The following is a 13,492-nucleotide window of genomic DNA, read 5'->3' as shown; positions in this document are numbered from 1 at the left end:
CATGCTGGTGCGCGCGCGCTTCGGGCGTAAGGGGACTGTCGTTCACAACGCGTTCAGACGCCCATGGACCCCCTCGGGTTCCCCGCCTCGCGCCCGGCCCAGCCCTCGACGAACGCGGTCAGCGCCGCATCGCTCGCCGGAATGTCGATCATCAGCGTCACCAGCTGGTCGCCGCGCGTGCCGCCCTTCTTGTGGAATCCCTTGCCCTTGAGGCGCAGCGTCCTGCCCGACGTCGTGCCCTTGGGGATCGTCAGCATCACCGGCTTGTCGACCGTCGGCGCCTTGACCGAGCCGCCCAGCACCGCCTCGGCCAGCGTGATCGGCAGGTCGATCCGCACGTCGTCGCCATCGCGCGTGAAGAATTTGTGCGGCTGGACCTCGATCGTCAGGATCGCATCGCCCGCGCCGCCAGGTCCCTGTTCGCCCTTGCCGGCAAGCTTCATCTGCGTGCCCGTCTCGACGCCGGCGGGAAGTTTCAGGTCGAGCGTCTTGCCGTCCGACAGCGTCACGCGCTGCGGCTCCAGCGCGGCAGCCTCAACGAACGGGACCTGCAGGCGATAGGCGACGTTCTCGCCCTTGGGTTGCGCGCGGCGGCCGAACCCGCTCGAAAAGCCGCCGGGGCCGCCCCGCTGCCCGCCCCCGAACAGCCCTTCGAAGATATCGCTCATGTCGGGGCCACCGGCACCACCCTCATAGCCTTCGCTGCGGAAGCCGCCGGGCTGCGGACGTCCGCCGCCGCCACCGCCAAACCCGAACGGCGAGGCCGGGTTGCCGTCGCCGTCGATCTCGCCGCGGTCGAACCGCGCGCGCTTGTCCTTGTCGTTCAGCAGGTCGTACGCGTTGGTGACCTGGCTGAACTTTTCCGACGCCTTCGGATTGTCCTTGTTGCGATCGGGATGAAGCTCCTTGGCGAGCTTGCGATACGCCTTCTTGATGTCGGCTTCGGTCGCGTCGCGCGCTACACCCAGAGTCTTGTACGGATCGGCCACTTACGTCCCCATTCTAACTTGCGCATCTATGTGGGGCGATGGCGTCCGCAACGCAATTGCGCGCGGGGTGTTTGATGCTTGGAGAGGAAACGATGATGACCGACAAGCAACCGATGCAGGGCGTGCCCAAGAACGACGATGGCGCCAAGGAGAAGGACGGCGTCAACGACGCGCCGGCCAAGGAGCAGGGCGGCGAGAGTGGCGGCGGCGCCTATCCGAACCCGCACGAGGATAAGAAGTAACGTCCTTACAGGACCCGGCCTTTATACCGTGTTCTCCCGCGAAGGCGGGAGCCCAGGGTAATCAGGGACGACGATCGTGGCTCCTGGGCTCCCGCCTTCGCGGGAGAACAGGGAAGCGAAATGGTCAGGTGAACGCCACCTCGTCCAACGGCGCGACATCGACGCTGACGTCCATGTTCTGCGCGCCTGATCCGAGCACCACCCCGTCGACCGGCGCGATCTCGGCATAGTCGCGGCCGATCGCCATCACGATATGGTCGCTCGCCATCCAGATCCCGTTGGTCGGATCGACCCCGACCCAGCCGCGCACCGGCCCGCACCATAGCAACACCCAGGCATGCGTCGCATCCGCCCCGACGAGGCGCGGCTGGCCTGCGGGTGGGATCGTCCGGATATAGCCCGACGCATAGGCCGCAGGCAGCCCCGCCGCGCGCAGGCCCGTGATCATGATCTGCGCGAAATCCTGGCACACGCCCTTGCGTTGCAGGAACGCCTCGTGCGGCGGGGTGTCGACCAGCGTCGCATCCGCATCGAACTCGAACTCCTGCTGGATGCGCCGGGCGAGCGCGATCCCCGCCTCCAGCGCGCCGCGCGAAGGGTCAAGATCGATCGCGCAATAGTCCGCGATCGCCTGGTCGAGCGGGATCAGCGGCGAGGGGTAGATATAATTCGCCGGGCTCGCCGCGGACAGATCGGTGCTCGCGCGCGCCATCGCCGCGATTTCGCCGAGCGTCGGGTCGCTCGCGTCGGGGATGGGCACGAGGCGGTCGACCGTCATCCGCGACCGGCTCTCGATCGTCAGGTGGCGGACCGGGCTGTCGACCACCAGCCGCGTGACGTTGGCGAGCCCCGCCTCCGCGCGCGCGGCGCTGGTCCGGCCGGCCGGGTGGACCGACAGCGCATAGGAATCGAGTTGCTGCCCCGGCCAGTCGATCGGCTTCAACCGCAGATTGCACCGCGCGAACTTGACGCTCGCGCCATAATCGAACGTCGTGACGTGGCGGATATCGTAGATCATCAGAATCCTCCCCGGCACGGGGAGGGGGACCGCCAGCCGTTTGCTGGTGGTGGAGGGGGCGCGCCGCGAGCAGTGCGCTGGTGGAGAGCCCCCTCCACCATGCGATGCATGGTCCCCCTCCCCGTGCCGGGGAGGATTTGCATTACGCCGCTCACGCCGCCCATCACGCCAACGTCAGCCCACTGGTCCGCAACGGCTCGGCACCTTGCAGGAAATAGCGCCGCGCCAGCGCGTCCGACACCGCGCCCAGCCGCCGCTCGATATCGCCCAGCGTCTCGGCATCCAGCGCCGCGGCCGTCGCGGTCATCACGATCGCCTGTAACCCGGTCGCCTGCGCCTGTTGCGGTTCCGCCATCTCGTCGTCGCTCAGCACCGGCAGTTCCGCCAGCCGCGCGGCGATCCGCTCCGCCGAGAAGGCGAGGCTGCGTGGATTGCCCGGATCGAGCGCGACCAGATCGATCACCGGCACGCGCGCGATCCCGGTCGGATAGCGCTGGCGATAGCTGATCTGGCTGTCGGCAAGGTCGAGCAGCACCGACAAGTCGTCGGGCGAGGCCCCCGGCATCCCGAACAACCGGATCGCGCGCGCCATCGCCATCGCCCGCTCGACGCGCCGGCCGAGATCGTGGAACCGCCACGCCGCGGTCCGCCCCATATGCTCCGCCGACAGCCCCGCGATCGCGGCATAGCGGCGTTGCAGCGATCCGGCGCGCTCGAGCATCCCGCGATGCGTGGGGAAGGGCGCCTCGAGCAACCGCACCATGTCCGCCGACAACCGGTCGCGCGAGCCTTCGCCGATCTCACGCGCGTGGCGGTTGAGCGTCAGGATCGACTGCCACGCCTCGTCCTCCATCGCGGTCCGCGCGAGGGCAGTCAGGTCGGCGCGACGCAGGCTCGGCGGATGCGGCGCGCTGCCGGCGCCGACGATCAGCCCGACGAGCTTGCCCACCGTCGTCGGCGACAGCCCCGCGCCGCCATCGACGTCGATCGAATTGCCCAGCATCACCCGGATCGCGCCGAGCAGCGCCTCACCGCGCTCCAGATAGCGGCCCAGCCAGTAGAAATTGTCCGCCACCCGGCTCGGCAACGTCCCCGGATTGCGCCGCACCTGCAGCGAATTCGCGGCGGTCAGCAGCGACACCGGCGCGACCGGCTCCGCGCCATAGACGCAGACGTCGGCGGACCAGATGCCCTCGCCCATCACCGCCGCCCGCGCGTCGGGATGCTCGCCGATCCGCGCGAACCCGCCGGGCAGCACCGTCCATTCGCCGTCGCCACCCCGTGCCGCGAACACGCGCAGCGTGAAGGGACGGGGCACGAGTTCATCGCCGACGACGACCGGCATCGTCGAGAGCCGGACCAGTTCCTGCCCGACATAATCCTGCGGCCTGTTCGCCATGTCGGCCAGGAGCGCCGTGCGCGCGTCGCCGGTAATGTCGGCGCCCGCGGTCGGGCCGCCGGTCATGCCGAGCGGGCGCGCATGGAAGGCCGGACCGATCAGCAGGCGGTCGAAATTCGCCTCCACGCTCTCCTTCGCCGCAATCTGCCCGCACCACCAGGTAGCGATGTTGGGCAGCAGAAGGTCTTCGCCGAGCAGCGACCGCGCGAGGTTGGGCAGGAAGGCGGAGAAGGCCGGCGCCTCCAGCACTGCCGAGCCGGGCGCGTTCGACAGCACGACGTTGCCCGCGGCATAGGCGTCGATCAGGCCGGGAACGCCGATCTGCGAATGCGTGTCGAACGCCAGCGGATCGAGCAGCCGCGGATCGAGCCGCCGCCACAGCGCGTCGATCCGCTTGAGCCCGCCGATCGTGCGGACATAGACCTTGTCCTCGAGCGCGGCGAGATCGGCGCCCTCGACCAGCAACAGCCCCAGATAGCGCGCGAGATGCGCCTGTTCGGGATAGCTCGGGTTGAACCGCCCGGGCGTCAGCAGCCCGATCCGCGGGTCGGTCCGCTTGCACATCGCCGCGATTCCCGCGCGGAACGCGGCGAAGAACGGCGCGTGCCGCTGGACGTTGAGCCGATCCTGCAACCCGCCGAGCGTGCGGCCGACCGCGATCCGGTTCTCGAGCGCATAGCCCGCGCCCGCGGGCGCGCGCAGGTGATCGGCGAGCACGCGCCATTCGCCCGTGGGGCCACGGCCCAGGTCGATCGCGATGAAATCGAGATGCCGGCCGCCGGGCGGATCGAGCCCGACCATCGGCCGCAGAAAGAACGGGCTGCCGGTGACGAGCGCGGCGGGGATATGCCCGTCCGCGACCAGCTTTCCCTCGCCGTAGAGATCGGCGATCACCGTCTCCATCAACGTCGCGCGCTGGATCACGCCGCGCGCGATCCCCGCCCATTCGCCGGCCTCGATCAGCAAGGGCACAGGCGAGACGGGCCAGGGGCGCTCATCGGGTTCGTCGGCGATGCGAAAACCCGTGCCGATGTCGACCGCGTGGCGCTGGACGCGTTCGCGGATGTGGCCGAGATCGTCCGAGGCGACCATCGCCAGCTCGGCGAACATCGCGGGCCATGCCGGATCGACGCTGCCATCGGCGGCCGGGCACAGCACGTCGGCGCTGGTGCTGCGCGCGCAATAGTCGGCGATCCAGCGGTCGGCGTGGACCGTCGCGTCGAACGCGGTCGCCGGCGCCGTAGCTAGCGGGGGCGCGGAGTGCGTCGCCATGTCCAATGCCTCAAGCCCCTGAATACAGCCGGCGGTGTTTCACCTTTCGACGCGGCGGCGCAACATAAAATGTCATGCGGGCGCCGCCTTCCTGTTCCCTTGCAACAGTAGATAATGGCGAACCACCGCTCCCAAACAAAGCCACCACCCCGGCGAAGGCCGGGGCCCAATTGGGTGACGATACTAATGAGGGACCGCGCTCCGTTACGACCACCTTGCCAATTGGACCCCGGCCTCCGCCGGGGTGGTGGATGGGGGAGGGGCCTCTCACAAATCCGGCAGAACCTGATCCGCCACGCCCCAACCGTCCAAACCTCGTGACCCCGCCCGGGCGATCAACTCCGCCCCATCCCGGACACCCCAGCGCGCCGCCGTCTCGATATCGCGCAACTCGCTCCACGATACCGGCGCCGCTACCGGCGCCCCCGCTCTGGCCCGCGCCGAATATGGCATCACTGCCGTCGCCCCGCGCTGGTTGCGCAGCCAGTCGATGAAGATCCGCCCCTTTCGCTTTGCCTTCGCCATCGTCGCGACGAAGCGTTCGGGCTCCGCCCCCGCCAGCGCGCGCGCGAACCGGTCGGCGAAGTCCTTCACCGCCGGCCATTCGGCCTCCGGGGTCAGCGGTACGACAACATGCACACCCTTGCCCCCCGACAGCATCGGAAAGCTGACCAGTCCCAGTTCCGCCAACTGGTTGTTCAGATGCTCCGCCGCCGTCTTCGTGTCGCCAAAGTCGAGCCCTTCGTCGGGATCGAGATCGAATACGAGCCGATCGGGTTTCTCGAGCGTCGCGTTCGACGAGCCCCAGCCATGGAACTCGATCGTCCCCATCTGCACGCACGCGACCAGCCCGTCGGCATCGTCGACATACAGATAGTCCTCGGTCGATCCGTCCTTCTCGCGGATCGGCACCTTGTGGACCGCGTCGCCGAAGCTGCCCGCATCGTGTTTCTGGAAGAAGCAGGCGCGCGAGCGGCCTTGCGGGCAGCGGACGAGGCTGATCGGTCGGTTGCCCGCGAACGGCAGCATGATCCCCGACACCGCGGCATAATAATCCGCGAGGTCGCCCTTGGTGACGTCCGAGTCGTCGAAGATCAGCCGGTCACGGCTGCTGACCGTGACGGTCGTCACCGGCGCCGCGCTGTCTTCCGCGGGCGGCAGCGGGGCAGGGGTTTCGGCGACGACGTCCTTCGCCGCCTTGTCCTCGCGCAGACCGATGAAGCTCGAATGGCGCAGCACGCCGTCGGGCGTCACCTCGGCGAACGCGATCTCGGCGACCAGTTTGGGCGTCACCCATTTCGCGCCGCGCACGGCGGCCTTGGGTGCCTCGACCGTCGGCGTCTTGCGATCGAGCGCGTCGAGTCTGTCGCGCAGATCGTCCATCAGCGCCTGGTCAAAGCCGGTGCCGACCTTGCCCGCATAGCGATAGCCCTTGCCCTCGCGGACGCCGAGCAGCAGCGACTTGAACCCGCGTTTCTTGTCCGAGGGCAGCCAGCCGACGATCACGAACTCTTGCCGATGCGTGCATTTGACCTTGAGCCACGCCTTGGTCCGCTTGCCGAGATAGGGCGCGTCGGCGCGTTTCGAGACGATTCCTTCGAGACCCTCGCGGCACATCGTCTCGAACAACTGTTCGCCCGCGCCGACGACGTGGTCGGAATAGCGCAGGCGGTCGTCATCGGTCGGGATCAGCGGTTCGAGCCGTGCCTTGCGGTCTAGGTTGGAGAGCGCGGTCAGGTCTTCGCCGTCGAGCGCGAGCAGGTCGAACGCGAACAGCGTCATGTCCCCGCCGCTGGAGATCGCGTCCTTCAATGTCGAGAAATCGGGGTGCCCATCCTTGAACGCGACGATCTCGCCGTCGATCAGCGCGGATGTGACGGGGAGCTTGGCGGCGGCCTCGGCGATGGCTGAGAATTTGTCGGTCCAGTCGAGGCCGCTGCGGGTGAAGACCTTGGCCTTGCCGTTCGCGACGGACACGAGTGCGCGGTAGCCGTCATACTTGACCTCGTGCAGCCATGCGGAACCGGTCGGGACGGCGTCGACGAGGGTGCAGAGTTGGAGATCGCGAAACTCGACCAGCTTGGTGGTCGCACCCCGACCACTCCTCGTCACCCCAGCGGAAGCTGGGGTCTTGTGCGACTCCTGCCGAGCGCTTGCGGCTTGAGATCCCAGCTTGCGCTGGGATGACGGGCGGGGGGACCGCGCCGGCTTCTTCCCCTCCGCGATCTCGACCATCGTCCGCCCGGTCGAAACGCTGGTCAGCGCCTCCTCGACCAGCACATCCGTCCCGCCCGCGGCCGCATCGTCGATCTTGCGCAGCAACCAGTTCTCGCGCTTTTCCTTTGCGCGCGGCTTCAGGCGGATCAGCAGCCACTCGCCCTTCATCCGCTCGCCTTCGAGCACGAAGTGGAGATGCCCCTTGTCGAGATCCTTCGCCGACTTGCCCTTGATCGGCGACCACGTTCCCCGGTCCCACAGCATCACCGTGCCACCGCCATATTCGCCCGCCGGGATCGTGCCCTCGAAACTGGCGTAGCTTAACGGGTGGTCCTCGGTGCGGACCGCAAGCCGCTTCTCCCCCGGGTCGAGGCTCGGCCCGCGCGTGACCGCCCAGCTCTTGAGCACGCCGTCGATCTCGAGGCGGAAGTCCCAGTGCAGGCGGGTGGCGTCGTGCTTCTGGACCATGAAGCTGTTGCCGTTGCCGGGGGCCAGCGTGCCCGCGGGTTCCGCGGTCTTCGCGAAGTTCCGCTTGGCATTGTAGAGCGCGAGGGGGTCGGGAGCGTCAGCCACGGCCTGCCCCCAGTGCCGTCATCCCAGCGAACGCTGGGATCTCGTGCGGCAGGGGGATGGCGGGTAACGGGGAGATCCCAGCGTTCGCTGGGATGACGGGGGGTGGGGCGAGGGGGCTATGCACGTTTCTTGGCCGGAGTCTTCGCCGGGGCCTTGGCCGCGGTCTTTGCCGGAGCCTTCTTGACGGGCGCCTTCGTCTCCGCCGCGGCAGTCCCGCCAGCCTTCTCCATCGACTTCTTCAACGCCGCCATCAGGTCGACCACGTTCGATCCCGTCTTCGCGCCGCTATCCTTGTCGTCGATGATCGTCTTGCCCTTTGCCTTTCGCTTGCGCTCGATCAGGTCCTTCAACGCGTCGACATAGCGATCGTGGAAGTCCTGCGGATGGAAGTCGCCGCTGCGCTTCGTGATCAGCGCCTCGGCGAGTTCGAGCAGCTCCTCGGACGGCTTGTCGTCGGGGATGTCGCGGAAATAGCCTTGCGCTTTGTGCACCTCGTCGGCGTAGCGCAGCGTCTCCAGCACCATGCCGCGCCCGCACGGCTTCAGGCTCACGACATATTCGCGCCCGCGCATCGCCAGCTGGCCGAGCCCGACCTTCTTCGTCCGCCGCAGCGCCTCGCGCAGCACGATGAACGCCTCCTCCGCCAGGTCGTCGGCGGGCACCACGAAATACGGCTTCTCGTAATAGAGCACGTCGATCTCGCTCGCATCGACGAACTGCGTCAGCTCGAGCGTCTTCTTCGATTCGAGCTTCACCGCGTCGATCTCGTCCTGCTCGAGCAGGACATATTCGCCCTTCGAGACCTCATAGCCCTTCATGATCTCGTCAGTGTCGACGGGCCCCATGCCAGTGACGACCTTGTCGTAATGGATCGGCTGGCCCGACGGCTCGTGGATCTGCTTGAACGACACCGCGGCGCCGGACTTGGTCGCCGAATAGATCTCGACCGGGATCGAAACCAGAGCGAGCCGGATCTGCCCCTGCCAATATGCGCGCGCTGCCACCTTGCGTGTTCCTTCGTTGCGGAAACGATTCGATTTGCGGTCAATCGTCGGCGGGTCGGAGTCGTTCCCTCGCGCGGTTTCGCTCGCGTCGAAGTTTCGCTATGGCGCAGCCATGTCCGAAGATCCGATCGCGCTGTTCGACGCCTGGTACGCCGAGGCGCGGGAAACAGAAATCAATGACTCCAACGCGGTGGCGCTCGCTACCGCGGATGCCGATGGACGCCCGTCGGTGCGGATGGTGCTGCTCAAGGGCCACGGTCCCGACGGTTTCGTGATCTACACCAACCGTGAGAGCCGCAAGGCGGGCGACCTCGCGGTCAACCGCCACGCCGCCTTGCTCTTCCACTGGAAGTCGCTGCGCCGGCAGGTCCGGATCGAGGGCAGCGTCAGCCTGGTGAGCGATGCCGAATCGGACGCCTATTTCGCGTCGCGCGGGCGCGATTCGCAGCTCGGTGCCTGGGCTTCCGACCAATCGCGTCCGCTCGACAGCCGCGAGACGTTTGAAACGCGCTTTGCCGAAATGCAGGCGCGGTTCGAGGGCGGCGACGTGCCGCGCCCGCCGCATTGGGGCGGGTACCGGATCGCGCCCGATCGCATCGAGCTCTGGCAGGATCGCGCGCACCGCCTACATGAGCGGCGCCTGTTCACCCGCGAAACCGGCACTTGGACCGAAGGACTGTTGTTCCCATGACTCAGGACGAACGGCGCCGGATCATTCCGCTCGCAACCCGCGCGGCGCTGGCCAGCGTCGCGATGGCGTGTTTCCTGCTGCTGCTGAAAAGCTTTGCGGCGTGGACGACCGGCTCGGTCGCGATGCTCGGCTCGCTCGCCGATACCGCGCTCGACCTCCTCGCATCGCTCGTCACGCTCTACGGCGTGCGGCTCGCCGCGACGCCTGCGGATCACGATCACCGCTTCGGCCATGGCAAGGCGGAGGCGCTCGCGGCGCTGTTCCAGGTCATGCTGATCACCGCCTCGGCCGCGGGCATCGCGTGGCGCGCGATCCTCGCGTTCAACGATCCGCAGCCGACCACCGGCGCCGATTTCGGCATCGGCGTGTCGGTCATCGCGATCGTCGCGACGGTGTTCCTGCTCGCCTATCAGCGCCGCATCATCCGCCAGACCGGATCGGTCGCGATCCTCGCGGACAACGTCCATTACCAGTCCGACGTGCTGCTCAACGGCTCGGTGATCGTCGCGCTGGTGCTCGACCAGTATCTCGGCTGGAGCGGCGCGGATCCGATCTTCGGTATCGTCATCGCGCTGTGGCTCGCCTGGGGCGCGTTCTCGGCGTCGTCGAACGCGATCGACCAGCTGATGGACAAGGAATGGCCAGAAGATCTGCGTGCGCAGTTCCTCGACGTCGCCGCGCGCCAGCCCGGCATCCGCGGCATTCACGATTTCCGCACGCGCCGCTCCGGCAGCCACGAGTTCGCGCAGTTCCACATGGAGGTCGCGCGCGACCTGACCGTCGGCGCGGCGCACGACATCGTCGAGGCGGTCGAGCGCAACCTGCGCACCGCCTTCCCCAAGGTCGAGGTGCTGATCCACCTCGATCCCGAGGGCCATGTCGACACCGACAATCCGCTGATCGAGGCGGACGTGACTCCGCACTGGTTTGGGAAACGTCTATGAGAATACCGTTCGCGCAGATCGATGCGTTCGCCGACACGCCGTTCGGCGGCAACCAGGCCGCGGTCATGCCGCTCGCGGCGTGGCTCGACGACGCGGTGCTGCTGAACATCGCGCAGGAGAACAACCTGAGCGAGACCGCCTTCATTGTCGCGTCGGACGAAGAGGGCGTCGATTTCGATCTACGCTGGTTCACGCCGGGCGCCGAGGTCGCGTTGTGCGGGCATGCGACGCTGGCGAGCGGCCATTTCGTGCTGTCGTCGGACACCGCGCTCAACCGGGTCCGGTTCCGGACGCGACAGGCGGGGATGCTCGAGGTCGCGCGTGCAGGGAGCGGCTACACGCTCGAGCTGCCGGCATGGGGGCCAAGCCCGAAGGCGATCCCCGAGATCGTCGCGGCGCTCACCATCGAGTCGCCCGTCGAGACGCTGTGGCACGACAAGGGCTATGCGCTCGTGATCGTCGAGAACGAGTCTGTGGTCCGCGACCTGAAGCCCGACTTCGCCGCGCTGGCAGCGTTCCCGATCGTCGCGATCGTCGCGGCGCGGGGGCAGGCGACCGACATCGTCAGCCGCGTCTTCACGCCCTATTACGCGATCAACGAGGATCCGGTGACCGGCTCGGCGCACGCGGTGATGGTGCCCTATTGGGCGAAGACGCTCGGCAACAGCTTCACCGCCTATCAGGCGAGTGCGCGCGGCGGGAAGCTGACGTGCCGCCTCGACGGCGACCGGGTGGTTCTCGGCGGATCGTGCGTGACGACGATCGAGGGTACGTTCCTGCTGCCGTGATTGCCCATCAAAATACCCCGTCATCCTGACGAAAGTCAGGATCCAGGGTAACGCGCGAAGCCGATCGTGGTTCTGGATCCTGACTTTCGTCAGGATGACGGAAGAAGCAGGGCGGGACCAAGACTACCGCTTCCGCCCCTTGGTCATCGGATCGGGCTTCTTCGGCTTCACCCAGCCCGGTGGCGGCGTCATGCGCTGTTGGCTCGTCCCCAGCCCCATCGCCCCCGGCTGCTGACGGGTCAGCCCGGCGGTGTCGGCCACCTCGCCGCCGCCGCGCAACACGCTGATCTGGTCGCGCAGCCGCCCGGCGGTTTCGAAGTCCATTGCAGCGGCGGCGGCTTCCATCTGGCGGCGAAGGTCTTCGATATCCATCCCGCCCTAACGCGTCAGGCGGCGGCGAGTGCCGCTTCGGTCTCCGCGATCCAGCCGCCCCCGAGCACGCGCTCGCCCGCATAGAGCACCGCGGCCTGACCCGGCGCGACTCCATATTCGGGCGCATCGAACACCACGCGGTCGCCGACCAGGCGCGCGGGCACGGGCTTGGCCATCGACCGCACCTTGGCGGTCAGCGGCCCGGTAAAGTCGCCGCCGAGCCAGTTGATATCGGTCATCCGCGCTGCCTCGACCGCCAGCGCGCGCCGAGGCCCCACGACGACCCGCTTCGTCTCGGGCTCGACGCGCACGACGTAGAGCGGCTCGGGGCTGCCGCCGATCTCCAGCCCGCGCCGCTGCCCGACGGTGAAGTGGATCAGCCCGCGATGTTCGCCGAGCTTTGCGCCTCCGAGATCGACGATATCGCCCGCAGTCTCCGCCGCCTCGGGTCGCAGCTTCTTCACCAGCCCGGCATAATCGCCATCGGGCACGAAGCAGATATCCTGGCTGTCGGGCTTCGCCGCGACTCCGAGCCCCAGCTCCGCTGCAATCTCGCGCACGCGCGCCTTGGGCAGGCCACCCAGCGGAAAGCGGAGATAGTCGAGTTGCGTCTGCGTCGTCGCGAACAGAAAATAGCTCTGGTCGCGCGCCGGATCCGCACCGCGGTGGAGTTCGGCGCCGTTCGCCCCCTCGACCCGCCGGACATAATGCCCCGTCGCCAGGCAATCTGCACCGAGATCGCGTGCCAGCTTCAGCAGGTCGGTGAATTTCGGCCCCATGTTGCACTGGACGCACGGGATCGGCGTACGCCCGGCGAGATATTCGTCGGCGAACTTGTCGACGACCTGCTCGCGGAAGCTCGTCTCGTGATCGAACACGTAATGCGCGATCCCGAGCCGGTCGCACACCGCGCGCGCATCGCGGATATCGCGCCCTGCACAGCACGAGCCCGCACGCCCGATCGCCTCGCCATGATCGTAGAGCTGCAACGTCACGCCGATCGTCTCGGCGCCCGTGGCATGCGCGAGTGCGGCGACGACCGAGCTGTCGACGCCACCGGACATCGCCACGACGATGCGCTTTGCGGCCATCTCGGGCCCGAGCTGAAAATCGGTCTGATCCATGCGCGCTACATAAGCGCGACGGCGAGCCGTTGCAAAAAGATGCGACCGTTAACGTCGATCAAGGTGAGTGGAGCGAAAAACGCGACCAGACATTGGAATAAAGCGACAAGTTCACGAACTCTTTCGCCGAGTTTTACGGTCCCTTCACCCCCTCGCGTTATACCGGGCTTCCCAAGACTAAGCGCGAGTATCCCGTTGGACCTGAGTTTTCCCCGTTTCGATCGCGACGCAGAGGTCACCGTCCTTCCGGGTGATCTCGCGGTCCTGATCGTCGGTATCGCCGCCCGCCAGGCAGCGAGCCCGACTGCGGTGGTGCAGGCCAGCTTCGCGCGGGCGACGATCGATCCGAAACTGTTCGCGCCGCTTCACGGTGCGTTCAACGGGCCGATGGCAACGGCATTAACCCGGTGGAAGGACGAGTGAAGATGCGGTTTACCGCGGCGTTTCAGCCGATCTTCAAATCCCGCGACTATGTGTCGCGTTCGCGTATCGAGAGGGGGCCCCCCGCCCCGATCAGAGGTTACAAATGATCGAGAACCAGAAAATCCGTCCCGGCAAAGTCATCGGTCCGCTCGGAGAACAGCTGACGCTGGATACGCTGCCCCCGCCCAGCACCACGCGCTGGGTGGTTCGTCGCAAGGCCGAGGTGGTCGCTGCGGTCAATGGAGGGTTGCTCAGCGTCGACGACGTCTGCGCGCGCTATGGCCTGACCGTCGAGGAATTTGCCAGCTGGCAGCGCGCGATCGACCGATCGGGCATGCCCGGACTCCGCGTCACGCGGATCCAGCACTATAAGTCGTTGTACGAGCGCCAGCAAAAGTACTGAGATCCAAAACTCAAAACGCGGGCGGAACAAAAA

13 protein-coding genes are annotated in these 13,492 nt (G+C 67.3%); 6 read left to right on the top strand and 7 right to left on the bottom strand.

Features of this window, described 5'->3' with window-relative positions:
• Positions 1-53: 53 nt before the first annotated feature.
• Positions 54-989, bottom strand: coding sequence for a DnaJ C-terminal domain-containing protein (locus EV283_RS04575; RefSeq protein ID WP_130322997.1), 936 nt, complete (start codon positions 987-989; stop codon positions 54-56).
• A 92-nt stretch (positions 990-1,081) separates the two neighbouring features.
• On the opposite strand from EV283_RS04575, the gene EV283_RS19045 reads away from it, so the two are divergent.
• Positions 1,082-1,231, top strand: a complete 150-nt coding sequence (locus EV283_RS19045; protein ID WP_207223028.1) for a hypothetical protein — start codon at positions 1,082-1,084, stop codon at positions 1,229-1,231.
• 124 nt (positions 1,232-1,355) lie between these two features.
• Here EV283_RS19045 and EV283_RS04570 read toward each other — a convergent pair whose 3' ends face one another.
• The 4 genes from EV283_RS04570 to EV283_RS04555 form a co-directional block, all read right to left on the bottom strand.
• On the bottom strand, positions 1,356-2,249 hold the full coding sequence (locus EV283_RS04570; RefSeq protein ID WP_130322995.1) for a transglutaminase family protein: 894 nt from the start codon (positions 2,247-2,249) through the stop codon (positions 1,356-1,358).
• Between the two features lie 163 nt (positions 2,250-2,412).
• Positions 2,413-4,920, bottom strand: a complete 2,508-nt coding sequence (locus EV283_RS04565; RefSeq protein WP_130322993.1) for a circularly permuted type 2 ATP-grasp protein — start codon at positions 4,918-4,920, stop codon at positions 2,413-2,415.
• 267 nt (positions 4,921-5,187) lie between these two features.
• The gene (gene ligD / locus EV283_RS04560; RefSeq protein ID WP_130322991.1) at positions 5,188-7,710 is read right to left on the bottom strand and encodes a DNA ligase D; all 2,523 of its coding nucleotides are present in this window, start codon (positions 7,708-7,710) and stop codon (positions 5,188-5,190) included.
• Between the two features lie 116 nt (positions 7,711-7,826).
• Complete coding sequence (locus EV283_RS04555; RefSeq protein ID WP_130322989.1) at positions 7,827-8,714, bottom strand: Ku protein; 888 nt, start codon at positions 8,712-8,714, stop codon at positions 7,827-7,829.
• A gap of 112 nt (positions 8,715-8,826) precedes the next feature.
• Here EV283_RS04555 and pdxH point away from each other — a divergent pair, with 112 nt between their 5' ends.
• Genes pdxH through EV283_RS04540 form a run of 3 tightly spaced genes read left to right on the top strand, consistent with a single transcriptional unit; the run spans position 8,827 to position 11,137 of the window.
• Positions 8,827-9,405, top strand: coding sequence for a pyridoxamine 5'-phosphate oxidase (pdxH, locus tag EV283_RS04550; RefSeq protein ID WP_130322987.1), 579 nt, complete (start codon positions 8,827-8,829; stop codon positions 9,403-9,405).
• Positions 9,402-10,349: a cation diffusion facilitator family transporter gene (locus EV283_RS04545; protein ID WP_130322985.1), complete on the top strand. Its 948-nt coding sequence runs from the start codon at positions 9,402-9,404 to the stop codon at positions 10,347-10,349. The genes pdxH and EV283_RS04545 overlap by 4 nt, the downstream gene beginning before the upstream one ends.
• A complete protein-coding gene (locus tag EV283_RS04540) occupies positions 10,346-11,137 on the top strand; it encodes a PhzF family phenazine biosynthesis protein (RefSeq protein ID WP_130322983.1) in 792 nt (263 codons plus the stop codon). Before EV283_RS04545 ends, EV283_RS04540 begins: the two co-directional genes overlap by 4 nt.
• Positions 11,138-11,260: 123 nt before the next feature.
• On the opposite strand, the gene EV283_RS04535 is transcribed toward EV283_RS04540, so the two are convergent.
• Together EV283_RS04535 and mnmA are read right to left on the bottom strand one after the other, a co-directional pair.
• Positions 11,261-11,509, bottom strand: a complete 249-nt coding sequence (locus EV283_RS04535; RefSeq protein WP_055881551.1) for a UvrB/UvrC motif-containing protein — start codon at positions 11,507-11,509, stop codon at positions 11,261-11,263.
• A 14-nt stretch (positions 11,510-11,523) separates the two neighbouring features.
• Entirely contained in the window at positions 11,524-12,633 is a 1,110-nt protein-coding gene (gene mnmA, locus EV283_RS04530; RefSeq protein WP_130322981.1) for a tRNA 2-thiouridine(34) synthase MnmA, read from the bottom strand.
• A gap of 195 nt (positions 12,634-12,828) precedes the next feature.
• Between mnmA and EV283_RS04525 the strand changes: the two genes are divergently transcribed.
• Together EV283_RS04525 and EV283_RS04520 are read left to right on the top strand one after the other, a co-directional pair.
• On the top strand, positions 12,829-13,056 hold the full coding sequence (locus EV283_RS04525; protein WP_056412264.1) for a hypothetical protein: 228 nt from the start codon (positions 12,829-12,831) through the stop codon (positions 13,054-13,056).
• A 103-nt stretch (positions 13,057-13,159) separates the two neighbouring features.
• Positions 13,160-13,459, top strand: coding sequence for a DUF1153 domain-containing protein (locus EV283_RS04520; RefSeq protein WP_056412261.1), 300 nt, complete (start codon positions 13,160-13,162; stop codon positions 13,457-13,459).
• The last annotated feature ends 33 nt before the right edge of the window (positions 13,460-13,492 follow it).

The sequence above is a fragment of the Sphingomonas sp. BK036 genome (assembly GCF_004216825.1).
Lineage (GTDB): Bacteria > Pseudomonadota > Alphaproteobacteria > Sphingomonadales > Sphingomonadaceae > Sphingomonas.
Note: the sequence above shows the minus strand (reverse complement) of the source record. Positions and strands in the feature narration are given on the sequence as shown.